Source organism: Evansella tamaricis, from assembly GCF_019042215.1.
Classification (GTDB): Bacteria; Bacillota; Bacilli; order Bacillales; family Salisediminibacteriaceae; genus Evansella; species Evansella tamaricis.
Map to the genome: position 1 here is coordinate 25,092 of NZ_JAHQCS010000110.1, position 26,224 is coordinate 51,315.

The 26,224-nt window shown below is 41.0% G+C and carries 17 protein-coding genes; 7 read left to right on the forward strand and 10 right to left on the reverse strand.

Annotation, left to right across the window (positions count from 1 at the left end; all coding sequences use genetic code 11):
* Nucleotides 1–252 precede the first annotated feature (252 nt).
* The 8 genes from KS419_RS13715 to secA all read right to left on the reverse strand — a co-directional run bounded on the left by KS419_RS13715 (nt 253) and on the right by secA (nt 12,599).
* Complete coding sequence (locus tag KS419_RS13715; RefSeq protein WP_281419807.1) at nt 253–1,746, reverse strand: S41 family peptidase; 1,494 nt, start codon at nt 1,744–1,746, stop codon at nt 253–255.
* A 601-nt stretch (nt 1,747–2,347) separates the two neighbouring features.
* Nucleotides 2,348–3,706, reverse strand: coding sequence for a murein hydrolase activator EnvC family protein (locus KS419_RS13720; protein WP_217066956.1), 1,359 nt, complete (start codon nt 3,704–3,706; stop codon nt 2,348–2,350).
* Nucleotides 3,707–3,844: 138 nt separating this feature from the next.
* Nucleotides 3,845–4,738 (reverse strand): permease-like cell division protein FtsX, encoded by an 894-nt coding sequence (gene ftsX / locus KS419_RS13725; protein WP_217066957.1) that lies wholly within the window; start codon nt 4,736–4,738, stop codon nt 3,845–3,847.
* Entirely contained in the window at nt 4,728–5,414 is a 687-nt protein-coding gene (gene ftsE, locus KS419_RS13730) for a cell division ATP-binding protein FtsE (RefSeq protein WP_217066958.1), read from the reverse strand. The genes ftsX and ftsE overlap by 11 nt, the downstream gene beginning before the upstream one ends.
* A 471-nt stretch (nt 5,415–5,885) precedes the next feature.
* The gene (locus KS419_RS13735) at nt 5,886–6,227 is read right to left on the reverse strand and encodes a c-type cytochrome (protein WP_217066959.1); all 342 of its coding nucleotides are present in this window, start codon (nt 6,225–6,227) and stop codon (nt 5,886–5,888) included.
* A 78-nt stretch (nt 6,228–6,305) separates the two neighbouring features.
* On the reverse strand, nt 6,306–7,163 hold the full coding sequence (locus tag KS419_RS13740) for a YitT family protein (protein ID WP_380087686.1): 858 nt from the start codon (nt 7,161–7,163) through the stop codon (nt 6,306–6,308).
* Between the two features lie 1,604 nt (nt 7,164–8,767).
* A protein-coding gene (gene prfB / locus KS419_RS13745; RefSeq protein ID WP_217066961.1) for a peptide chain release factor 2 occupies nt 8,768–9,869 on the reverse strand; the annotation gives its coding sequence in 2 pieces (ribosomal slippage) (nt 8,768–9,796 and nt 9,798–9,869; 1,101 coding nt in all).
* 216 nt (nt 9,870–10,085) lie between these two features.
* Entirely contained in the window at nt 10,086–12,599 is a 2,514-nt protein-coding gene (gene secA / locus KS419_RS13750; RefSeq protein WP_217066962.1) for a preprotein translocase subunit SecA, read from the reverse strand.
* Nucleotides 12,600–14,198: 1,599 nt separating this feature from the next.
* Here secA and glcT point away from each other — a divergent pair.
* The gene (glcT, locus tag KS419_RS13755) at nt 14,199–15,032 is read left to right on the forward strand and encodes a glucose PTS transporter transcription antiterminator GlcT (RefSeq protein WP_217066963.1); all 834 of its coding nucleotides are present in this window, start codon (nt 14,199–14,201) and stop codon (nt 15,030–15,032) included.
* Between the two features lie 277 nt (nt 15,033–15,309).
* Nucleotides 15,310–17,391 (forward strand): glucose-specific PTS transporter subunit IIBC, encoded by a 2,082-nt coding sequence (gene ptsG / locus KS419_RS13760; protein WP_217066964.1) that lies wholly within the window; start codon nt 15,310–15,312, stop codon nt 17,389–17,391.
* Nucleotides 17,392–17,730: 339 nt separating this feature from the next.
* Here ptsG and hpf read toward each other — a convergent pair whose 3' ends face one another.
* Nucleotides 17,731–18,285, reverse strand: a complete 555-nt coding sequence (gene hpf, locus KS419_RS13765) for a ribosome hibernation-promoting factor, HPF/YfiA family (protein WP_217066965.1) — start codon at nt 18,283–18,285, stop codon at nt 17,731–17,733.
* A 458-nt stretch (nt 18,286–18,743) separates the two neighbouring features.
* Nucleotides 18,744–18,941 carry a cold-shock protein CspD gene (gene cspD / locus KS419_RS13770; RefSeq protein WP_217066966.1) on the reverse strand — a complete coding sequence of 66 codons (198 nt, stop codon included), beginning with the start codon at nt 18,939–18,941 and terminating at the stop codon, nt 18,744–18,746.
* Between the two features lie 467 nt (nt 18,942–19,408).
* Here cspD and asnB point away from each other — a divergent pair, with 467 nt between their 5' ends.
* The 5 genes from asnB (at nt 19,409) to KS419_RS13795 (ending at nt 26,125) form a co-directional block, all read left to right on the forward strand.
* Entirely contained in the window at nt 19,409–21,349 is a 1,941-nt protein-coding gene (gene asnB / locus KS419_RS13775) for an asparagine synthase (glutamine-hydrolyzing) (protein WP_217066967.1), read from the forward strand.
* An 821-nt stretch (nt 21,350–22,170) separates the two neighbouring features.
* Nucleotides 22,171–22,914, forward strand: a complete 744-nt coding sequence (locus KS419_RS13780) for a transposase (RefSeq protein WP_217066968.1) — start codon at nt 22,171–22,173, stop codon at nt 22,912–22,914.
* A gap of 13 nt (nt 22,915–22,927) precedes the next feature.
* Nucleotides 22,928–23,503, forward strand: coding sequence for a single-stranded DNA-binding protein (locus KS419_RS13785; protein WP_217066969.1), 576 nt, complete (start codon nt 22,928–22,930; stop codon nt 23,501–23,503).
* Nucleotides 23,504–23,609: 106 nt separating this feature from the next.
* The gene (locus tag KS419_RS13790) at nt 23,610–23,849 is read left to right on the forward strand and encodes a hypothetical protein (RefSeq protein ID WP_217066970.1); all 240 of its coding nucleotides are present in this window, start codon (nt 23,610–23,612) and stop codon (nt 23,847–23,849) included.
* A gap of 497 nt (nt 23,850–24,346) precedes the next feature.
* On the forward strand, nt 24,347–26,125 hold the full coding sequence (locus tag KS419_RS13795; RefSeq protein ID WP_217066971.1) for an alpha amylase N-terminal ig-like domain-containing protein: 1,779 nt from the start codon (nt 24,347–24,349) through the stop codon (nt 26,123–26,125).
* Nucleotides 26,126–26,224: the final 99 nt, after the last annotated feature.

A 26,224-nucleotide genomic window follows, 5' to 3' on the forward strand; every position in this document is an offset into this window, starting at 1 on the left:
TTACCAAAAGTCATATATTGCGACCGGATGAATGTAACTTCCTATCTTTTAAGGCCATAGCTCCGGTACCGACCGAACGAATATGAATTGCTCTCTTCCCGATACTATCTAGCTGCCATTACGACCAACCGGATGAAGTGGACGGAGTGAAGAGGAAAAAGGAGCCTCATCATGTCAGAGAAATCTCTAACCTCCTGAGGCCCCTTGTAAAAATTTATTTTAATATCTCAATACTCTACATTAATATATTTTTTATTCGGTCAATAATTCCAAGGCCTTCTTAAGTTGAAGGTCGTGTTCCCGTCCTTGGATTGTATTAATAAGTTCCACTTGAAGGAGTTCAGCGGTTTTATGATCTATTTCTCCTGTCACATCAATGCCCATTTCAGTTTGAAATTCTCTCACTGCCGCTTCCGTTTCTTGGCTGAAGTATCCGTCTTCTCTTCCTGGATTAAAACCAAGTCCTCCCAGCATAATCTGGGCATTACCAATGTGATCGCTGGTCATATCAAGAGTTAACGATTCCTCTTCATTTACAACAATAGGTGAGACGTAAAAGTACTCCGGTTGTGAGACTTCTACGGTTGGTTCTACCCCTTCTTCATTGATGTTATTCCCTGCTGAGGTTAACCAACGATATAATGTCAATTTTATTTCACTTCCGTCACCCATACGTAGGCTTTGTTGCACAGTTCCTTTGCCAAAGGTTGTTTTCCCAACGATATCATAGCCTCCTGCCTCTTTTAAAGCAGCTGCTAAAATCTCTGATGCTGAGGCACTCCCTTCATTAATTAAACCAACAATAGGATACGGTTTAACTTCTTCTAAATTAGAGATATGTCGCATCCGTTCCCCATTACGGTTTTCAATCTGAACAACTGGTTCCCCGCCTGGAATGATTAAATTACCTATATCTTCGACACTTTGTAAAAACCCGCCTGGATTTCCACGGACATCAATGATCAATCCTTCAATCCCCTGTTCCTCTAATGCCACTAACTCTTCTTCAAACCTTTGTGCTGTATTCTCAGAAAAGGATCTTAATTCAATGATACCAATTGTCTTACCGTTTTCTTCCACTACTTCACTTAGAACAGTTTCAATTGGGATCGTATCTCGTACGACATCCAATTCCAAAAGCTCATTCACACCTGGACGCTGAATCGTAAGGGTAACGGTTGTCCCCTTTTCCCCACGAATTTTTAGAACTGCTTCATATAAAGAAAGTCCTTCTATATCTTCCCCATCTACTTCAATAACTTGATCATTAGGTCTAATTCCTGCCCTCTCTGCCGGTGAATCACGGAAAGGTGCCACAATGGTAACTCTTCCATTGGTCATACTTACTTCCGCACCAATTCCTTCGAAAGATGAATCCAGTGATTCCATAAACTCTTGAGCTGTCGATTCATCCATATAAACAGAGTAAGGGTCTTCGAGAGTTCCAAGCATTCCGGAGATAGCACCTTCCACCAACTTTTGACTGTCAATTTCTTCCACGTATCTCTCTAGAATGATTTCGTAGGCAGCAGTGAATTTTTCAATATCACTTTGGTTGACATCAGCGATTGTGGGTTGTTCGTCCACTTCATCACTGTATGTCCCATCATCATTTGTTTGTTCGATAACTGGTGCGGCTTCCCCATTACCTATAAGATTCATTCCAACATACATCCCGCTTGCACCTAAGAGGATTGAAAGTCCAATTATTACCGGCACTAACGCTTTATTCATATTAACATTCATGTCTTCACCTCTTCTGAGCGTCTTTAATTCTAGATGCATTTTCTATAAAATATTCGTTTATGTTAGAGACTGTTTTGTTCCAAGACTGATAATTGTTCCTAGAACGATTTATGACTAAATCTGATCATATTCTGTGTCAAATGTCAATGTCACTGACAGTAGTCTTATACATTAGTATATAAAGCACAGCATGATAAAAAAACTTGACTTTAATATACGTAATCGCACTTTCATCATAACAAAAATTAGTATTTAATTAAAACCTTATCCCTTGTCTATTTAAAGAAAACTTGGCTTATTATATGCAATCCTCCTTTAATTATGTATTCATGGGATTTTTATGAAATGTCATTTAGTAGGACAATACGTTTAAAATCATTCATTATTCATTATTCATTATGAAGTAATTTCGAATAGGCACCTTCTTAAGCTACCAAAATCTTAGCCATTTTACTAAACGATTTCCGTGGCGTGGGTGGATCCATGAATATCACACACATGGCATTCCGATTCTAGTTCGTAAAATATAAGAAAAAGATCACCTGCTATACTTATACAGATGATCTTATGCTAAATTTAGTTGAAAATTATCATATGTTTATTAGTTCAAATATGGTGCAGGGTTAACGGCAGAACTTCTGCCAGAATACCCGCCCGGGTGCAATTCAAAGTGTAAATGTACCCCAGTAGAATCCCCTGTCGTACCCATTACCCCGATAACTTGTCCACGACTTACCCGTTGCCCTGGAGAAACATTAAAGGATGCTAAATGGGCATATAATGTAGTATATGGTTTTCCGTCAATGATGTGTGAAATCATGATCGTATTACCGAACCCACCCATCCAGCTCGTCTGAATAACCGTACCTGCTTCAGCAGCATATATTGGTGGGTTTCTTACCCCTCCATGTCCAAAATCTATCCCGTTGTGTGGGCGAACCACCCTATAAATCGGGTGAAGTCGATTTGGATTGAAAGGAGATGTAACGCCTCCATTTGCAGGTCTAAAGAGTTTTCCTGCATTATTATTAGATTCACCGCCACTACCTTGACTAGTATCAGTGTTATTGTTATTCCCAGTTTGTTGCTGCTGTTGTTCTTGTTGCCGTTGGCGCTCCAGTTCTTCCTGCTTTTTTCGTTCCTCTTCCTGGCGCCGCTTTTCCTCTTCGATTCGGCGCTGTTCCTCTTCCCACAGCTTTAACTCTTTTTTCGCTGCTTCTTCTTGCGCCTTTAAAAACTGCTGTTCTTCTTCAATGGACATGATCTGTTCTTGAAGAGAATAGCCTTTTTTCACTAATCTTTCAATAATCTTATCCTTTTCTTCCTTTTGTTCTTCCAATTCAGCCATAAGAATCTCTAACTCTTCCATTTGAGTTTCAAGACCTTCGAGTTCTCCCTCTAACATCGTTTTCGCCAATTCTAACGCTTCTTTATCAAGAACGTGTTGCTCTAAAATATGACGATCCTGCTGAGCGATTGTACTTAATGCGGATACCCGTTCAATTAAATCTCCGAAACTTTGAGCCCCTAGAATTACTTCTATGTAATTGATGACTCCGCCCGTTTTGTACATGTTGCGGACACGATCTTTCAATAGTGCATCCCGTTGGGCAATTCGCTCTTCCAACTCAACAATATCTTCCCTAAGTAACTCAATTCTTGTTTTCGTTTCGTCTATCTCAGCTTGTTTTTCATCAATTCTCTCATTAGTGACTGCCATACTTTCATCTAACCGACGAATTTCACTCTCTAAAGCTTGAATCTCACTTTCTACTTCCTGCAACTCTTGTTCTGCCTGATTTGCCTCATTGCGGAGTTCACTTTGCTGTTCCTGGTAGGAATCTATTTGTTCTTCCAAATCCCTGCCTGTATTCGCCTCAGCAGAAGTTAATAAATCTCCTGTAAATGGCATCAATACTAACAATAACGCCAAACTTACAAATATGAGTCTACGGTTCATAGATTTCCCCCCCTTAAGTACTGTTAACTTCTCATTTCTACGCTGTCACATAAACATTATTGTTCTATATAGTTAACCGTTTGGTGAGACTATAGAACAGCCTGTAAAAGCTGTTCTATAGTATTAATAAAACACCTATTAAACTCTTAAGAACTTACGAACACTCATCATGCTACCCCAAATACCTACAAATGCACCGATAGCCATTAATAGGGATCCCATTTGGAATACTAATGGGGTGGTCGGTAAGAATTGGAAGAAATCAAGTCCTGTTTGCACTCCTATGCTATTGTAAAAACTTGCGTATCCATAAGACAAAATAGTGACTGGCACAACCGCACCAAGTACACCAAGAAGGAGACCTTCTACAAAGAACGGCCAGCGTATAAATCCATTTGTTGCACCAACCAGTTTCATAATTTGAATCTCGCGTTTTCGAGCAATAATCGTAAGTTTAATTGTATTTGCAATTAAAAACATGGCTGTAAACATTAATCCAAGAATAAGAATTAAGCCAACAGTACGAATTAAATCCGTCGCTGTGAATAATTGATCGAAGATATCTTTTCCATATTCCACATTTTCCACATGGGGAAGTTCCTCAATATCCAATGCAATGAGATCTGTTTCCTGTGGATCCTCTGCTTGTACAACAAAAACATCATTTAAAGGATTTTCATCACGTAATGTTTCAAAAATATCTCCTTGTTCTCCCAAACTTTCAATTAAAGTATCAAGTCCTTCTTCTTTTGGAACAAATTCGACATTCTCCACACCTTCAAGACTTTCCAATTCAGTAAGCAATTCCTCTTGTTGATCTCCCGTTGCAGTAATGTCTATAAAAACACGAACTTCCACATCTTCTTCTAAAGACTTTGCAAAGTGATTAACATTCATAATAAGAAGCAAGAAGGCACCTACAACGAATAACATGACCGTCACTGCGCTGATGGAAGCAAACGTCATCCAGCCATTCCTTACAATATTCTTTCCGCCTTCTTTTATATGTCTAGCTAAAGATCTACCTTTCATAGCCGTAATCCCCCTTCACTTCATCTCGAGCGATTCGACCATCCTCAATGGCAATAACACGTTTTCGTAATGTGTTTACAATCTCCTTATTATGGGTAGCCATAACTATAGTGGTTCCCCGTTCATTAATTTCTTCAAGAATATGCATGATTTCCCAAGACGTTTCTGGGTCGAGGTTACCGGTAGGTTCGTCCGCAATTAAGACAGACGGATTGTTTACGATAGCCCGGGCAATCGCTACTCGCTGTTGCTCCCCACCTGAGATTTCATGTGGAAAAAAGCGAGCTTTATTTTTCAAACGCACAATTTCTAACACCTTCATAACTCTTCTGCGAATATTACTTTTACTCTCTTCAATAACTTCCATGGCAAATGCCACATTTTCATAAACTGATAGGTTTGGAAGTAGTTTAAAGTCTTGGAAAATAACTCCGATATTTCTTCGGATATAAGGTATATGACGTTCTTTCACTTTCACTAAATTGTTACGGTTTATAATGATATCACCTCGGGTTGGTTTTTCTTCCCGATACATCATTTTAATAAATGTAGATTTCCCGGCACCACTTGGACCGACAACATATACAAATTCCCCTTTGTCAATATCAACATTAATCCCATTAATAGCCATCACGCCATTAGGATATGTTTTCCAAACGTCCTTCATATGAATCATTTAGCATCCCATCCTAATATCTGATTTAAAACTGAGCAAAAAATAACATCAGTTGATTTTCTAAATTATACTTATATTCTTATCGATGTCGTATCGTTGTTTATTTTGTCGCAAACATTTTATAATTCTCCTATAACAACGAAAAAACAACAAATCTCTCACATTAAATATTATAGCATCATTATTTGACGTGTTAAGTTTATTTTTTTTACAGTTTCATTTCAATCATGATATATTTTTGCCATTTTTGAAATGTATTGGTACTATTGTTGGGAAATCTAGGTATATATTTACAATTTAAGTATTACTTATCTATTTTTTTCCATAAAAAAAGATAGGAGTAACAAGGCAAGAAAAAGTTGTTACAGATATGTGAAAAAGTCGAATCGTGTCATTAAGTTAATAAATAAAAACAGCAGCGATCTCTCAAGCGAGTTTCGCTGCTGTTAAAGTTTAACGTATGCTATGAAGTTATTGGCCTGCTACCCATGTAGCAACATCTTGTGCATCATCACCTGTAACCATGTCTTCAGGCATTGTCCCGGGTCCTTCCTGAATAGCTGTTAATACTTCATCATAAGAATTCCCTGCAATTCCTGGTCCCGAAGCGCCTGATGCATCCCCGCCATGACATCCAGCACAGTTAGCCATATATTTTTGTTCCCCGTTTGTCAGATCGTACGAACCACCATCTCCAGCAGTTTCTTGTGTGTCCCCAGTATCTTGTGCAGGTTCGTCCGCGTCATCGCCCCCGCATGCTGCTAAACCTAGCACTAGCATTGCCCCCAACATTGCAACTAGTAACTTTTTCATTTGATTACCTCCTCCATAAGATATCCATAGTATGATGACGGAAAGTTTCCAAAACCTTCCTACGCAATTATAACCTATTTACTTGCTCTTGAAACCCTTTCCAAGTACCTCAGAAGCGTTACTAACGATAACAAACGCTGATGGGTCAATTGTTTGAACGACTTGTGTCAATTTTGTGACTTCGTTTCTCCCTACAACACACATGAGTACTGGGCGTTCATGATTGGTATATCCGCCATATCCGACTAATTTTGTTACTCCCCTGTCTACCTTAGTTAGCAATCCCTGTTTTACCTCTTCTTCATAATCGGAAATAATAATGGCCATTTTCGAATACCCTAATCCAGTTTGGACAAGATCAATTGTTTTTCCTGTAATGAACAGTCCAATTAACGCATATAAGGCAAATTCAAATCCAAAGATGAAAGCAGATGATGCAACTACAAGACCATCCATGATAAACACACATGCCCCAAGGGACATACCCGTATATTTCCCGATAATCTGTGCTGCCAAATCCGTTCCCCCTGTGGAGGAATTAGACCGGAATACTATACCTAAACCAAGACCTACACCAATTCCGCCAAAAATAGCAGCTAATAATGGATCAGAGGTAGCAGGCTCCCAATGACTTGTTAATAAAACAACCAGCGGGAGAAATAGTGTCCCCACAAATGTTTTCACACCGTACATGATACTTCCAACGAGACTTCCTCCCAATAGAAGGACACCTGCAAAAAACAAAGGAACGTTAAGTCCCCATTGCGTAAATGCCGGTTCGATTCCAAGTGTATATCTCACTAGAATGGAGATACCTGACACCCCGCCTGAGGCGATTTGGTTTGGCAAAAGGAAAATATTGAAGGCAATCGCCACAATGGCCGAGCCCAATAAAACATGTCCAAAATCAACGATCGTTTTGCTGACAGGACCCATCGGTTCTTTATGAAGTCGTCTTTTCATTTGTTTCATCATATTAAGCATCACCTTTATGCGAAAAATTATGTATTACTGCCCAGGATAATTGTTAGTGTTTTTTTGATTTTGTGTTTTGTTCATTTTGTGTTTTGTTCATTTTGTGTTTGTTCTACTAGTATGTGGAAGTTCACTGCTCCTGTTCTATTAGTATGTGAACTTAATTGCTACTGTTTCATTAGAACGTCGAACTTCACCGCATCTCTTCTAATAGTACGTCGATAGTCATTTTGCAAAAACTCCTAAAATCCTAAAGTAGTATATCACCATGGAAGATTCCTGTAAATGGTATCCCATTAGTCCGGTGATGCTTTACATTAGTGCTATCCTAATTTCCATTTTAGAATGGAATATGCTGTAGGTTTGGACAATTCAAACGCTTCCTCTCCTTCAACTGTCCGAACTTCCCTTCAGTTCGGACAATTCATTTCGCTCCTCTCCTCCAACTGTCCGAACTAACCTCCAGCTCGGACAATTCATTTCGCTCCTCTTCTTCAACTGTCCGAACTTGCCTCCAGTTCGGACAATTCATTTCGCTCCTCTCCTCCAACTGTCCGAACTAACCTCCAGTTCGGACAATTCATTTCGCTCCTCTCCTCCAACTGTCCGAACTAACCTCCAGTTCGGACAATTCATACTCTATCTCTCCCTCATTTGTCCGAACTAACCTCCAGCTCGGACAATTCTTCCTCTATCTCTCCTTCAACTGTCCGAACTTGCCTCCAGTTCGGACAATTCAGACGCTTTCTCTCCCTCAATTGTCCGAACTAACCTCCAGTTCGGACAATTCTTCCTCCATCTCTTCCTCAACTGTCCGAACTTGCCTCCAGTTCGGACAATTCAGACGCTTCCTCTCCTCCAACTGTCCGAACTTCCCTTCAGTTCGGACAATTCTTCCTCCATCTCTCCCTCATTTGTCCGAACTTGCCTTCAGTTCGGACAATTCATTTCGCTCATCTCCTTCAACTGTCCGAACTAACCTCCAGCTCGGACAATTCTTCCTTCAGAAAACTAAAAAGACTGCTCCTGAAGGATAAGTTTCATCATAAAACGATAAACTTAACCCATCAAGAACAGCCAACACTTTCAACATGCTACTTACACTTACACATTGCACTTACACAGTTACAGCCTACAATTTCAACATACTAAACACTTACACACTACAATTACCCTTGTAATTCAACAGTCACAATTACTAGATTGGATTCAAACTACCGATAGATAACTACCAGCTTACATTCAAGTTACTAGGAACCGCCAACAAGAACTCACACACCATTATGCAAACAACACATAACACATAATAACATACAACATATTACACATAACATACTATTACACACTCTTCGCAACCATCAGCATGCACTCCAGCAACTACCTCAAACATATTCACCAAGCTGTATATATTCACCAAGCAGCACATATCCACCAAGCAGCATGTATTCAATAATCAAGCTTACTCAGCTTATATATTCCACTTACCAATTCTCGCTAGTACCATTGCTACCAGACCGTTTACTCACTCAAAATCTGAACGTTTACTCAACACTCAAGCAACATGATTACTTAATCTGTGAACGCAAGTAGGAATCAATGAACGGATTCAGTTCCCCGTCCATGACTGCTTGGGTATTCCCTGTCTCATGATTCGTACGATGATCCTTCACCATATTATAAGGATGGAACACATACGACCTTATCTGACTTCCCCAACCAATTTCCGATTGCTCCCCACGAATTTCATCTAACTCCCGCTGTTGTTTTTCCAACTCCAGCTGGAACAACTTCGCCTTCAGCATCTTCATCGCCTGCTCCCGGTTTTTAATTTGAGAACGCTCCGACTGACAGGTAACCACCGTTCCCGTCGGCGTATGTGTAATCCGAACCGCTGAATCCGTCGTGTTGATGTGCTGACCGCCTGCACCACTCGCCCGGTACGTGTCCACCTTAATCTGATCAGGAGAAATATCAATTTCCACATTATCATCCAGCTCAGGCATTACCTCACACGAAACGAATGATGTGTGACGGCGCCCAGAAGAATCGAACGGGGAAATCCGCACAAGACGATGAACCCCTTTTTCCGCCTTCAAATATCCGTAAGCATTATGCCCTTTAATCATTAAAGTAACACTCTTCACGCCAGCCTCATCACCAGGCAAATAATCCAACGTCTCTACCTTAAAACCCTTACCCTCGGCCCATCGGGTATACATCCGTAGTAGCATCGATGCCCAGTCTTGCGATTCCGTCCCCCCCGCACCAGGATGAAGTTCAAGAATCGCATTGTTTGCGTCATACGGAGAACTCAATAACAACTGAAGCTCAAAATCATTCACTTGCCGGGAAAGCTCCTTCACACCACTTTCCAAATCCTCCGCAAGCTCCTCGTCCCCCTCTTCCTTGACGAGCTCGTAGGAAACCTCAAGATCCTCATGAGCCGAAACAAGCGCATGATACGAATCCACCATTTCCTTTAACCCATTATTTTCCGCTATAACCTTCTGCGCCTTATCCTGATCATCCCAGAACGACGGCTCAGACATAATATCCTCCAACTCCGCAATCCGCGCCTCCTTCTCCTCTAAGTCAAAGAGACCCCCTAAAGTCCGCTAAACGTCTAGCCATACTTGCCAACTCATGCTTCAATTCCACTAATTCCATTATCCTTCACCTCTGAATGAATTAACTTCCTATTTTTGAAAAAAAAGCGTAACTGTTCTGCTCAAACCGTTCTTCCCCCGTCCCCTCACTCAAACATAGGAGAAGGCGCACTTTCAAGCGCCTTCTCCTAATCGGGACAGGAGTTTATCCAATTTTAAACTGACACAACCACGCTCGTTCCATCTACATAAATGACAGAAACCACATTCTTATTTCCTATCTTCCGTGGCACTGTTTATATTTTTTCCCAGATCCGCAAGGGCAAGGGTCATTCCGGCCCACCGTGCTGCTCTTACGGAAAGGGGTACGGCGCTTTTCTTGAGCCTCATTGGCGCTGCGGTGAACGGCCTTCCCTTCTGCCACTTGCTTACGTTCCAGGTTCGTTTCAATCTGAGCGTTCATAATATATCGTGTCACGTCTTCTTCAATGGATGCCACCATCTGCTCAAACATTTGGAATCCTTCGAACTTGTACTCCCGTAACGGGTCGTTTTGACCGTAAGCACGGAGGTGAATTCCTTGGCGGAGCTGATCCATCTGGTCGATGTGGCTCATCCACTTCGTATCTACCATACGTAGGACGATAACTTTCTCGAATTCACGCATTCTTTCTGGAGTAAATTCCCCTTCGCGGCGATCATACTCTTCTGTCACGCGATCGATGATTAATTCGGTGATTTCCTCCGGTTCCAAGCCGCTGATATCTTTTAACGTAATTTCTTTATCGTTTAAAACATTCGCGTTGATGTAATCCACGATTCCTTGAAGGTTCCAGTCCTCGGGAACTTCGTCCGCAGGTGTATACGCGGATACCGTTCTTTCAATCGTTGATTCAATCATTTTTTCAACCACTTCACGGAGGTTTTGCGATTCGAGTACTTCCATTCGCTGCTCGTAGATAATGTCACGTTGTTCACGCATGACATCGTCATATTGAAGGATTTGTTTACGGGCATCGAAGTTGTTTCCTTCCACTCGTTTTTGTGCTTGCTCCACAGCACGGGAAACGAGTTTGGATTCAATCGGCTGGTCTTCGTCCAACCCGAGTTTTTCCATCATATTACTCATGTTCTCTGAACCAAATCGGCGCATTAACGTATCTTCCAGAGACAGATAGAATCGAGATTCCCCTGGGTCCCCTTGACGACCAGAACGTCCACGTAACTGATTATCAATCCGGCGGGATTCATGGCGTTCCGTACCTAGTACGAATAGACCGCCCAGTTCTCTTACGCCTTCACCAAGTTTAATATCAGTACCACGACCGGCCATGTTAGTGGCGATGGTAACGGCTTTGCGCTGGCCAGCATCTTCAATGATCTGTGCTTCCTTTTCGTGTTGCTTCGCATTTAGCACGTTGTGAGCAATCCGCTTCTTTTTCAGCATATTGGACAGGAGTTCTGACGTATCCACGTTTACCGTACCAACTAAAACTGGCTGACCTTTTTCATATAGTTCGGCGATCAAATCCACGATAGCGCGGAATTTCCCTTCCGTGGATTTGAAAATTAAATCTGGGTTATCGATACGGACGACTGGCTCATTCGTTGGAATAGCATAAACATTCATATTATAAATGTTGCGGAATTCCTCTTCCTCTGTTTTTGCCGTACCTGTCATCCCCGCAAGTTTTTTGTACATACGGAAGTAGTTCTGGAACGTGATAGATGCCAGTGTCATACTTTCCCGCTTGATCTCTAAACCTTCCTTCGCCTCAATCGCCTGATGGAGACCATCGCTATAACGGCGCCCTTTCATGAGACGTCCAGTAAACTGGTCTACGATGACCACTTCCCCATCCTCTACTACATAATCCTCATCAAGGATCATGACTTTATAGGCTTTCAACGCCTGATTAATGTGATGGTTTAACTGAACATGTTCGGAATTAAAGAGGTTTTCAATGTTAAATGCACGTTCCGCTTTACTGACCCCTTCATCTGTCAGCTGGACATTCTTCGTTTTCTCATCATACGTAAAATCTTCCTCTTCCTTTAACATACGTACAAACGAGTTGGCAGCTGTATATAACTGAGTGGAACGCTCCGCCGAACCGGAAATAATCAAAGGTGTTCTTGCTTCATCAATTAAGATCGAGTCGACCTCATCCACAATCGCATAATAAAGGGGACGTTGAACCATGTCCTTTTTGTACAAGACCATGTTGTCACGGAGATAATCAAATCCGAACTCGTTATTCGTACCATAAGTAATATCGCTATTATACGCTTCACGCTTTTCTTCTTTCGAAAGACCTGCTACATTCAAACCAACCGATAAACCAAGGAAATTATAGAGTTTTCCCATTTCCGTGGCGTCACGTCGCGCCAAGTATTCGTTTACGGTAATAACATGAACGCCTTTTTCTGTAATGGCATTTAAATAAACTGCTAGAGTTGCCACGAGGGTTTTACCTTCCCCTGTTTTCATCTCGGAAATATCCCCATGATGGAGAATGATACCACCGAGCAACTGAACAGGATAGTGTGTCATTTTTAATGCTCGTGTAGCACCTTCGCGAACAACTGCAAAGGCTTCCGGTAATAGATCCTCTAAAGATTCCCCATTTCGGTGACGCTCCTTGAACTCTTCTGTTTTCTGACGGAGACCGTCATCACTAAGTTTTTTCATATCTTCACTTAATGATTCGATCAGATCCACATGTTTTTGTAATTTCTTTAAGTGTCTAGCATCCGTATCTCCAATGACCTTTTTTAATAGACCTAACATTGGACATTGCTCCCTTATCAATTTTTTCATTAAAGGCGAAACCTAATAATCATCTCAGGAAGGCTCATATGGTGAAATTCCCGCGGGCTCTGGTTCCTCCAACTTGTGGAAAAATAGATTAGATTGGTTAACGCTCTTTTTTCTATTTATTTCATAAGTAATTAAATCAAACATTATGACAGCTAACTTACATTTTAACAGTTTGACCATTCCCTTACAAGAACAAGCCATACGCAAGCTGTATGCAATTACTATGCAAGCACTATATAAGCACTACAGAGGCTTTACGCAAACTCTAAGGAGGCTTCTACAGAGGCTTTATGCAAGCTCTATGTAAGCTTCTATAGAGGCTTTACGCAAGCTCTTAGCAAGCACTACACAGGCTTTATGCAAGCTCTAAGCAGGGAGGTTTTTCGGATTAGATTTTACCAAAAACTTTAACATTGATGTTCTAAAAAGGTTTGACTATACTAATCATACTGACAACTGACATTTTATTCATTGTTGGACGGCGATACGGTCATCGGGGCCTCTATGATTATGATTAAATAATGAATATAAGGTGATTTTTTCGTTTCGGTACGATTCATTATATGTAGGATGATGATCTTGTTACCTTGTGACCTGACTAGCGTTGGGCGACACGTCTTTCGGGTACAACCTTGCTCTTCTTGCGACCAAACTGGCGTGGTCGCGCACCTTTCGGGTACAAGTTCGGGCTTCTTGTGACCGAACCAACAGAGCTCGCACCTTTTCGGGAACAACTTCGCCTATCTTGTGACCGAACCGGCGTGCTGACGCGTCTTTCGGGAACAAGTTCGCACATCTTGTGACCGAACCAACTTGACGACGCGTCTTTCGGTCACAAGTTCGCACATCTTGTGACCGAACCAACTGGGCGACGCGTCTTTCGGGTACAACTTCGCCTATCTTGTGACCGAACCAACTTGACGACACGTCTTTCGGGTACAAGTTCGCCTATCTTGTGACCGAACCAACTTGACGACACGTCTTTCGGGTACAAGTTCGGGCTTCTTGTGACCGAACCAACAGAGCTCGCACCTTTTCGGGAACAAGTTTGCACATCTTATGACCGAACCAACTTGGCGACGCGCCTTTCGGGTACAACTTCGCCTATCTTGTGACCGAACCAACTTGACGACACGTCTTTCGGGTACAAGTTCGCACATCTTGTGACCGAACCAACTTGACGACACGTCTTTCGGGTACAAGTTCGCACATCTTGTGACCGAACCAACAGAGCTCGCACCTTTTCGGGAACAAGTTCGCCTATCTTGTGACCGAACCGGCGTGCTGACGCGTCTTTCGGGAACAAGTTCTCACATCTTGTGACCGAACCAACTTGACGACACGTCTTTCGGGAACAAGTTCGCCTATCTTGTGACCGAACCGGCGTGCTGACGCGTCTTTCGGGTACAACTTCGCCTATCTTGTGACCGAACCAACTTGGCGACGCGTCTTTCGGGAACAACTTCGCCTATCTTGTGACCGAACCAACCTGGCGGCGGGCGATTCAACCGCTAACATTAAATACAGCATTTATCTATTACATCTTATTCATGAAAGGGGGAAGTGTGGATGCTAACCGTAAAAAAGGTCCTCAACAATAACGTCATCATCGCCCAACATCCAAGTTACGAAGAAGTGGTGTTGATCGGAAAAGGCATTGGATTCGGAAAGAAACCAGGTGATGAAGTTGCCGGGGATCGGGCAGAAAAATTCTTTGTTCTCCGGGATGCGGAAGAACAGGAGCAATATATCAATTTATTAAACTATGTGGATGAGTCCTTTATTGGATTGATGAACGATTTTTTGGAGCGTATTGAAGCGCGGTTAGGGGTTCGGTTAAATGAACATATTCACGTTGGGTTAACAGACCACCTGTTTTTTGCCGTCAAACGTATTCAACAGGGCATGGATATAAAAAACCCCTTTTCAAAAGAGACAGAACTCGCATATCCAAAAGAATACGCCATCGCAACGGAAATTGTGGCATGGTTGAACGGGGAACTGAATGTTTCCATTCCAGATGGGGAAATTGGATTCATTGCCCTTCATATTCATAGTGCATTAACAAACCGGGATCTGGCAGAGATTAATAAACACACGCAACTCGTTGCAGATCTCATCCAAGTCATTGAAGAAAACCTAAAGATTCCCATTGACAGAAAAGACATTAATTACCTACGTCTTGTGAGACACTTGCACCATGCGATAGAACGTGTTCGATCTGGAAATTATATGGAAGAACAAGAGGCGTTGAAAAAAGTATTGCAGACGGAATATCCTGTATGTTACACTCTTTCATGGAAATTAATGAAGATTATGCAACAAAAATTAAAACGACCTGTTCCAGATGCAGAATCTGTTTATCTGACTTTGCATTTGCAGCGCCTTAACAAGTCCATATAAGGCTTAGGTTCTTTCTTTATTGGTTTAGCCAAAGCACCCAAACCAATAGGACCGGACCGAATAGCCACCCATACACGCACTAATTTTTTTCCGTGTTACTGGTCATGCAGGCATGAGCGAGAAAGATTGTATAGCGAATCACATTAGGGGAAATCTATCCCTATGTTGAATGCTATATTTCTTTGTCTCTCATGCCTTTTTTGTTGTATCTAATCGGTATTTTCCGTTTCACGAAACCATACTACGGTTAAATAAAAGTTAAAGGAGGATGAAATGTATGTTTAAAAACGCATTTGGACACTTACAAAAAATTGGTAAATCTCTAATGCTACCTGTTGCAATCTTACCCGCTGCCGGTTTATTACTAGCTATAGGTAATGCCATGGGTAATCCAAATATGATTAACCTCATGCCTTTCCTGGGAAATGATTTTTTCCAAAATCTAGGGACGATGATGGAGTCTGCAGGTGGAATTATATTTGATAACTTAGCACTCATCTTTGCTCTTGGGGTTGCTGTGGGATTAGCAAACGGAGCTGGGGTTGCTGCCCTTGCTGCGTTAGTCGGCTTCCTCGTCATGAACGTTACGATGAGTGTCATGGGAGGTATAACCCTTGAAACGGTGGTAGGCGGTGACAATCCTGCCTATGCTCTAGTTCTCGGTATCCCAACCCTCCAAACAGGTGTATTTGGTGGTATTATCATCGGGGCCCTCGCTGCTTGGGCTTATAACCGATATTTTAATATTGAACTGCCACAGTTTTTAGGTTTCTTTGCTGGAAAACGTTTTGTTCCTATCGTCACAGCGTTCGCGGCCTTTTTCGTTGGGGTAGCCATGTTCTTCGTGTGGCCTCCAATTCAAAGTGGAATGAATGCAGCGTCTCAATTTTTAATGGAAGAAGCAATGACCGTTTCCGTATTCTTTTTCGGATTCATAAAACGACTACTAATTCCATTCGGTTTACATCATATTTACCATGCACCATTCTGGTTTGAGTTTGGACAATATACAACAGCTGCTGGTGATATCGTCCGCGGTGACATGAACATCTTTTTCGCACAATTACGGGATAATGTGGAATTAACAGCCGGTCACTTTATGGCTGGGGAATTCCCAATCATGATGTTCGGTTTACCTGCTGCTGCACTTGCCATGTATCATCAAGCTAGACCGGAGAACAAAAAAATCGTAGGTGGTTTATTAGGATCTGCCGCCTTAACGTCTTTCTTAACAGGGATAACAGAACCGATTGAATTCTCTTTCTTGTTCTTATCACCGTTACTGTTTTTCATTCATGCGGTATTGGACGGAATATCTTTCGTGATCTTATACTGGTTGAATATCAATATGGGGTACACCTTCTCCGGCGGTGCCATCGACTTCTTCCTATTCGGTGTCGTACCAGGCAGGGAACCTTGGTGGATCGTCATCTTGGTAGGTCTAGTGTTTGCGGTCATTTACTATACGCTATTTACCTTTATGATTAAGAAATTCAACCTCTTGACCCCAGGTCGTGAAGAGACGGTTGGTGTGACAGATGAAGGAGATGGAACGTCTAAGGGCCGTGGGAAAAATACGGACCTTCCATACAACATTTTAAAAGCTCTCGGTGGTAAAGAGAATCTGAAGGATTTAGATGCATGTATTACACGATTAAGAGTAAGTGTTTACGACATTAAACAAGTGGACAAGGATCGTATTAAAGCTCTCGGTGCATCTGGAGTCATGCAAGTTGAAAATAATATTCAAGCCATTTTTGGGCCCCGTTCAGAAAATATTAAAGGACAAATTGAAGATATTATTGCCGGAAAAACACCAGTACCGGCAGAAGAATTGCAAGAATCTAGTTCGGTAAATACGAAAGATGGGGCGATTGCAGACGCTGCTACCTCGGCAACAGAATTGTCCATTGCAACTCCAATGCAAGGAACAATCAAACCAATTACGGAAGTTCCAGACCAAATGTTTGCAGAAAAAATGATGGGTGATGGATTTGCAATTGAACCAACAAGTGGAAACGTCGTTTCTCCTGTGGCAGGTACCATCGTCAATTTGTTCCCAACGAAACATGCCATCGGTCTTCAAACAAAAGAAGGAAAAGAAGTACTTGTTCACGTAGGAATTGATACGGTAAAACTGAAAGGGGAAGGCTTTGAAACATTTGTTTCCCAAGGGGACCAAGTGGAGCAAGGTCAAACGTTATTAAAAGTGGACCTTGAATCTGTTAAAAAGGGAGCACCATCCCTAATGACCCCAATAGTCTTCACTAATCTGCAGGATGATGAATTTGTTGTAATCGAAAAAGGTGGCGCAACATTAGCAGGTGAAGTGGGACGAATCAAAATAGCGAAGAAATAATAAAGGATTTTTGGTGAAACTCCATTCTCCATATTCCAGCTCCAAATACAAAGCACCATGCTTTGTATTTGGAGCTTTTTTTATTTTTCCATCGCATCGATATTTCCCTTCACGACATATCATGATAATCATGATCCAGACAACATGTCTTGTTGTCCCAATTTGCTGGTGAGTACGGTAGATTTAGTTATGTAGTATTAAGACAAGATTTAGAGGTGAAAAACGCCTCTTGCGACCTTTAAAAAAAGAGAGGCTGTCCCCCCTCCAGATTACATCGTAACCTGATGGGATTGCCTCTCTTTACATTGATACTCAATCAATTTTAATTTTATTTAGTTTTTATTCTGGCTCGATCAGACCGTAGCGTCCGTCTTTACGCTTGTATACAACGTTAGTGGTGCCACTTACGGAATCTGAGAATACGAAGAAGTTATGTCCCAGCATATCCATTTGCAAGATCGCTTCTTCTGCGTCCATCGGTTTTAAATCGAATTTCTTCACACGAACCACTTGAATTTCATCATCATCCATATCAGGTACTTCTTCAGCTAGTGGTTCCAGTTCATTTTTAAACATATATTTTAAACTATCATCTTGTCTGAATTTTCGATTAACCTTTGTTTTGTGCTTACGGATTTGGCGCTCTAATTTTTCGATTACTAGGTCAATCGCCGCATACATATCAATGTGTTTTTCCTCAGCACGTAACAGTAACTTCGGCATTGGGATCGTAATCTCTACCTTTTGGTCTGTGTTTAAAACACTCATTTTTACATTCACTTCTGATGCAGGGGCCATATCAAAATATTTTTCCAGTTTCCCTACTTTTTTCTCAACATAATCTCTTAAGGCTGCTGTAATTTCAAGGTTTTCGCCACGAATATTAAAATTCATAAGCAAACTCCTCCTTTCAGTTATGTATGTACTATTCTTCATACCCGGTTCATATTCCTTCAAAAACATGAAGAAATGTAAAAAAGATTTTCTTAATGTAAATTTTATAATTAAATCTTTTCAAAACATAATCTTCAATACTTATGATTGCGATATTAGGAATTTCCCCATCTACTATTTTAGCTAAAAATTAGGAATATATCCCTATGTTCACAAAAACGTCAAGGACCAGGTCCCCGAATTTTTATTCGGGGACCTGGTCCTTGACAATTCAGTGACTAACCATTCGTCACTCCACTCCATGTTGATAAAAATTCAGAAAAATCCCGTCTCTGCGGAGAGACGGGATTTTAAAACTTCACTCTGATTCAATTCCTATCATAAGTTATCCTGCAAATGACACCTTACTTGCATGTATGCTTTAGATGTATGATTCATGTTAAGGAGTTCGAATTGAATTAAAGCTTTACTACGTTTGCTGCTTGTGGTCCCCGTGCACCTTCAACAATCTCAAATTGCACCGCTTGGCCCTCTTCTAATGATTTGAAACCTTCTTCTTCAATTGCGGAGAAATGAACGAATACGTCATCTCCACCTTCTCTTTCAATAAATCCAAATCCCTTTTCTGCGTTAAACCACTTTACTTTACCTTGCATCTTACGAACCACGTTCCCTTCATTTTCAAGATCATGTAGTAATTACTACTACAATTCCACTATAGCAACCGTCAAAAACATAGTCAAACCATTTTAAACTGATTATTTCGACAAATTTCCGCACTCGTTTTTTTCATCCAAAATAAGATTTTTCCCAATAAAATCTTTAGTGAAACTTTCCAAGAAAATCGAGCGTCAAACACTATGAAAAATGGACAATACAGCATTTTACAAATTTCTTCAATAGTGAACACAAACAATTATTATTCTCGTCATATACGATAGGATCAACCGTCAAGGGTTCCAACCTTCGACTGATCTAATGAGAGAAAAACTAACATTAACTTCTATCTCATAATTTTTAGAAGGAATCGTTTCAAATAAATCAAGAAACAAAACAAAATGTTGACCTTAACCTTTTTTTATCAAATGAACTCGATGTAAATCGATTGAGAGGAGTAAAAAAAATGTGTGGATTTATAGGTATGGTATCAAACAATCCCGACAGTTTGTTGCAGCAGCCATTAAAGGAAATGATGAATGTCATCACCCACCGGGGTCCAAATGACTCAGGGGTATATGAAGAAGATCACGTTAGATTAGGCTTCCAGCGATTAAGCATCGTAGATATTGAAGGTGGCCACCAGCCGATGGGATATTTTTACGGGAGGTATAACATTGTCTTTAACGGGGAGATTTATAACGCCCCTGAGCTCCGGGAAGAACTTCGTGCAAACGGAGCAAGATTTGACACCCATTCTGATACGGAAGTCATTTTGGCACTGTATCATTATGAAGGTAAAGCTTGTGTTAACCGTTTAAAAGGAATGTTTTCCTTTATGATTTGGGATCGAATCGAACGACGACTTTTCGGAGCAAGGGATCCCTTTGGAATTAAACCACTATTCTATCGGACATTAAGGGACAACACCATTGTTTTTGCATCAGAAAAAAAATCATTATTCTATATTAATGAGCCAACCTACATCGACGGGGAAGGGGCCTTCCACTACATGACGTTTCAGTATATCCCGGAACCGAATACAGCTACTAGCCAAATTAAAAAGGTTCCCCCTGGACATTCCTTTGTATGGAATCTTGAGGAAGAATTTAAAATCAGTGCTTACTGGAGACCTGAATTTTTACCGACAGAAACAATTGGAAAAAAAGTTGTGAATTTCCTGTTGGCACCAATCAAGAAAAAAGAACTGCTAGCGGAAAAGGAGCGCTTCCTAACAGATATTCGAGATACATTAACCGAATCAGTGAAGCGACATATGCGTTCCGATGTTCCAGTTGGGGCATTCTTATCCGGTGGAATCGATTCTTCCGCCATCGTCGCCCTCGCCCGCCAGTTCCATCCAAGCTTAAATACATTCACAGCAGAGTTTAAACGAGAAGGCTATAGTGAAGGAGATGTGGCAGAGGAAACTGCGAAGGCTCTCGATGTAAATCATACCCGTGTTACTATTTCGGTGGAGGACGTCATGAAGGAGTTTCCAAAGATCGTTTGGCATATGGACGAACCGGTGGCAGATCCGGCAGCGATTCCACTCTACTTCGTCGCCAAAGAAGCAAGCAAACACGTAACCGTTGTCCTCTCCGGTGAAGGGGCCGATGAACTTTTTGGGGGATATAATATTTACCGGGAACCACAATCCCTTCTTCCGTTTAAAGCAATCCCGAATGCGTGTAAACCTTTCATTCGCGGACTGGCAGAACAACTTCCTGTTGGTATGAAAGGAAGGAGCTTTTTCATTAGGGGATGTACGGATATAGAGGACCGGTTTGTTGGAAATGCAAAGATTTTTACAGACAGTGAAAAGGGAAAGATTTTAATACCAGGCTGTCCAGAATGGAAAACAAATGACATTACTCAGCAAATTTATAAGAATACTTCCCACTATGATGATGTGACAAAAATGCAGTATATAGATCTTCATACATGGCTTCGGGGTGATATTCTTGTGAAGGCCGATAAAATGACAATGGCCCATTCTTTAGAACTTCGTGTTCCTTTCTTAGATCGGGATGTCTTCGATGTGGCGTCGCAGCTGCCTTTGCGGGGGAAAATTCATGGTCGTCAGACAAAAGTTTGGCTCAGGGAGGCACTCACCGAAGTAGTGCCAGCACACGTATTACACCGTAAAAAACTTGGTTTTCCAGTTCCAATTCGTCACTGGCTTAAAGATGAGATGTACGATTGGGCAAGGAATTGGATTATGGAGAGTCAGACAGAGCATCTGTTTAATAAAGCGGCCTGTCTGGAGTTGTTGGAGAATCACCGTGTGGGTAAAATCGATGCAAGTCGTAAAATATGGACCATTTTAACATATATGATTTGGCACTCTCAGTATATGGAAAATAATCACCTCACTGAACGAAATTACTTACACCAGATAATCTAAATGTTCACAAAACTGTGCGGGACCTGGTCCCGCACAGTTTTGTGTAATGAATATGTGACGTTTTTGTGGACAGAGAAAATCCCGCTTGTATTTTTACAATTCTTCCAATAAAATGAAGCTTGACTAACAACAAGTGGAAGTTACCACTTACATTACGACCTCTTTCGACATCACTCTAGTAATTATTAACGCTAAACATTATTTTATTCAATTCATCTAGTATCCAATCAACTAGTTATCATCTAGATTGTCGAATGGAAACTACTTCCTATCTTCTTCCCGCATATAAACTCCATTCACATTTATCTCAATTATTTTTTCCAAGTTTCATCTCTTCACTTTATGGAACCCCATGAATCACAACATAGAGTTTTGGTCATTTTTTTAACAAACCACTAAAAAGCCCCTACCATCCCAACTCTCAGTGGAATGTTTTCCCCGTTCTGTTGTGACAAGGAGTGCTTATTGACTTCTGGCCTGGGAAGAAAAAGGAATCCATATTTATGATACATACAATCATACAGATTCCTACATCAATAAGTATATGTTAAGTGTGAAAGTTAGCTTTTGTTAGACACTACTTCTTGATGATACATATTACTAAAACTAATTTCATGACAATAATTTAATAACTTTCACACTTTTTTAAACATATTTCTATTCCAGTTTTCCTAATAAGTTCATTGGATAGAAGAAGAAACTAATAAGACAGGAGGGACAAACCATTTTATTAACCAAATCTAGAACTTAAGACTAAATGATGCAGGGATGCTTTGCCTCTATCTATTTTGTTTCTGTATCTAAAAGGAGGAACTCATGATATGCCGATACCAAAACGACAGTGGTATCCCGGTGCTATTTATCATGTAATCAGCCGTGGAATACGAAGATCACCAATTTTCCTTTGTCCTGGTGACTTTATAAAGTTTAATAGAGTCCTTGATAACACGCTTCAATATACACCATATCATCTTCATGCCTATTGCCTGATGACAAATCATTACCATTTACTGGTTGGCACAAAGAGCGACCCCCTCCATAAGATCATGCATTCGATAAACGGTTCCTATGCCACTTGGTTTAATAAGAAGTATAAGCTCAGTGGGCACGTATTCGAAAACCGTTATTCTTCCCACCCGGTCCCCTCTGATTATGGCCTAATGGCTGTAAGTGCTTATATCCATAACAACCCACTTGCTGCAAATATGATTGACGATCCAATTTATTATCCTTGGAGCAGTTTGCAATATTATGTCAATCCTGAATTAACAGCAGGATCACCACATTTTTCCCAAAGTATCTCGGAAAGGAAGACTTTTAACCTTAGTTTGAATATTAAAGAATCGGTACCAGTAAATAGTTTGGTGGATACATATCCAAACCCTTCCGAATGGAGCTCATTTATCGTTCCAAATCCACCTTCTGGATCACCTCCACCAAAGGCGTTCACAAGAGAGCGAATTCGGCAATTATTCCCGGTTCCTCTTCACATTTATTACAAAAAATATGTTGAGAGAGAATGGAAACTTCATTGTATTCAAAAATCTATGAAAACCAAATCTTAGAGGAGTGAAAGAAATGTTAAATCAAGTTATTCTGATCGGTCGTATTGTTAAAGATCCTGTGGTGAACAACACAAAAGAAGGGACTGCTGTTACTCGATTGACACTAGCTGTGCGCCGCCCATTCAAAAACCACGAAGGTAATTATGATACGGATTTTGTAACATGTACAGCTTGGAAAAAGCTAGCAGAGACTTCCGCAGACTATTGCACAAAAGGGTCACTCGTGTGTGTAACTGGCCGGGTTCAAGTACGGACCTATGACATCATGGAAAATAAGCGGATGACCATTTCTGAAATTGTAGCCGAAAATATTACATTTCTTCAGTTAAAACGGAATCAATCTTCAACTGAAATTGTAGTCCCTATTCCCGGCCAGGATTCTTCCCATACTCCAAGTCAGGCAACCAAAGGTAACTCTGCTCCACCATCTCATCCTGACGAAATACGTAACCCTAATCAAACACCTCCCTCGGGAGATGCCTCAAAACCAGTACAATCGAGTACTACTACCAGCCAAACTGTTTCATCAGCACATGGAACAACTAATCAAAAGGAATCACCAGCTTCAACTGCCACATTACCTTTTTAAAGTATTTATTTTCAGGATCATTTTTTCACCATCATTTTAAATAATACGGCTAGTCCCATCACTTATGTTCTAGCTTTTATCATTGAATATTGGAGGAACATCAACAATGACTGAATTGGAGCTGCTTAAAGTAATCCTGCATAAACTGGCAAGGATTGAAAAAGAAATGGTTAAAACAAGTGAACTGGATGGTTTGATCCAACAGATGATTTGTCAAGAAGAAAATCTAGAATCTGTGCATTGTCTTTTAGACGATTTAAAAACCAGTATTGAAATTAAGCACCTGGAAAATATCAATTCCGATGAGTTTCTACTTCGCTCCATTCGTGAGCCTGTTGAATTGTAGTGAGATACTCAGTAGATTTAAAATTATCGGCACTGGTCACTTGCTTTGGGCTTATCAACACACGTTAATTTTTTCAGTTTGATAAACGATGTAACACGGGATCCCCATATCTCATTTGGGTGATCTCGTTTTTTGTTTTCGTTTATTCCCAAATCAAACTTCTCCCACTGCAAACAGCTCATATGAGCAAGTAAGTGGCGGTTTATTTAATGAAGTTTTGAGATTTTAATTTATGGCATTCGGTTGAAGAAATATTGATTAATGATAAATTCATTGGATTTATTTACCGGGAAATACGAAATACCACGGGGAAGGCTGCTATCCGTAAGATTCGTGAAAACAATGGACGCGCTTTCATACCCGTGATATACTAATTTCAAGGGAAAGGTTCTTTTTTTATACTCCATAGTGCAATCGTTTGCACAAAATGAACTAGGTGTTCACAAAATTGTGCGGGACCTGGTCCCTGAACTTTATATGAATAAGGAGGATGCTACATGTTATTGGAAGCCATTTATCATCAATCAAAATCTCATTATGCCTATGCTTACAATCCTACCACGCTGCACATTCGTGTCCGGACAAAGAGAAACGACATGGACAATGTCTATCTTATCCATGGGGACAAGTACAAATTTCAGCCGGACTACATAAACACAACAAAGATGAAAAAATTCGCAAGCGACACACTATTTGATTACTACCACGCGGAAGTGAAACCACCGTATCGACGTTTCGCCTATTGTTTTCGATTTGAGAGTGGCGATGAAGTGATGCATTATAACGAAGTTGGATTTCAGGAGGAAGGTTTTGACTCTAAAGAAGGAATTGGTATGCTCGACTCTCCTTCTGGTATGTTTGAATTCCCATTCCTTAACCCAATTGATGTAAACACACCTCCCGAATGGGTGAAAGACGCTATTTTTTACCAAATTTTCCCTGAAAGGTTCGGGAATGGAGATCCATCTCTTAATCCAACAAACGTAGAACCTTGGTCTGAGGACGTGGATCCAACTCCACAAAACTTCTTTGGTGGTGACCTTCAAGGGGTTATTGACCACCTGGATTACTTGGTGGAACTTGGAATCAACGCCATTTACTTCACACCTATCTTCGAAGCGACGACGAACCATAAGTACGATACGATCGATTATTTAAAGGTAGACCCTCACTTTGGTGACAATGCTTTGGCGAAAAAAATGGTGGATGAGGCTCACAAACGGGGAATAAAAATCATGTTAGACGCTGTTTTTAATCATTCCGGCTTCTTTTTTCCTCCGTTCCAGGATGTGTTAAAGCACGGGGAAAAATCGAAATACACAGACTGGTTCCACCTCAGGGAATTTCCGGTGAAAACAGAACCAGTTCCTAACTATGATGCATTCGCCTTTGTGTCCCATATGCCAAAGTTGAATACAGAACACCCGGAAGTAAAAGCTTACTTATTGGAAGTTGCCCGTTATTGGATCGAAGACATTGGTGCAGACGGGTGGCGGCTAGATGTGGCAAATGAAGTGGACCATCAATTTTGGCGTGAATTCCGCCAAGTAGTAAAAAAAGCCAATCCTGAAGCCTATATTCTAGGGGAAGTATGGCATAATTCCATGCCTTGGTTACAAGGAGACCAATTTGATGCAGTCATGAACTACCCTGTGACGAACAGCATTCTTGAGTTTTTCTGCAAAGGATCCATCGATGCGCAGCAGTTTATGGGACGACTGGATCAAATGCAGATTGCCTATCCTAAACAAGTCAACGAAGTGGCGTTTAATTTGCTTGATTCCCATGACACACCACGCTTATTAACTATCGCCGGAAACGATAAAAACCGAATGAAGCTTGCGGCCACATTCCAATTAACCTACATGGGATCTCCATGTATTTACTATGGGGACGAAATTGGCATGGACGGCGGGCAAGATCCAGGTTGTCGAAAACCGATGGTCTGGGAGGAAAATAAGCAAGATAAAGATCTTTTCACTTTTTATCAGCAACTAATTTCTTTACGGAAAGAACATCGGGCATTGCGGGACGGATCATTCCAGTTCCTATCAGCCGAAACAGGACAAAGATACGTAGCATATGAACGTTCAGACGACAAAGACAGATTCCTTATTATTCTAAACAGTGACGAAAAGGAACAGGTTATTACTCTAACTGGAGTAAAAGATGGGGCATTCCGAGATGTGGTAGCAAATGAACGATACCAAGTATCCGGTGGCACATTAGAAGTAAACGTCCCAGCCTTATCCTCCCTTATACTAAAGGACCAATAACCCAAAGTACTAACGTCATAAAATTGTCGGGGACCTGGTCCCCGACAATTTTGTGACATTTTAATTATTGGCATGATACTTGCAAAAACGTTATAATAT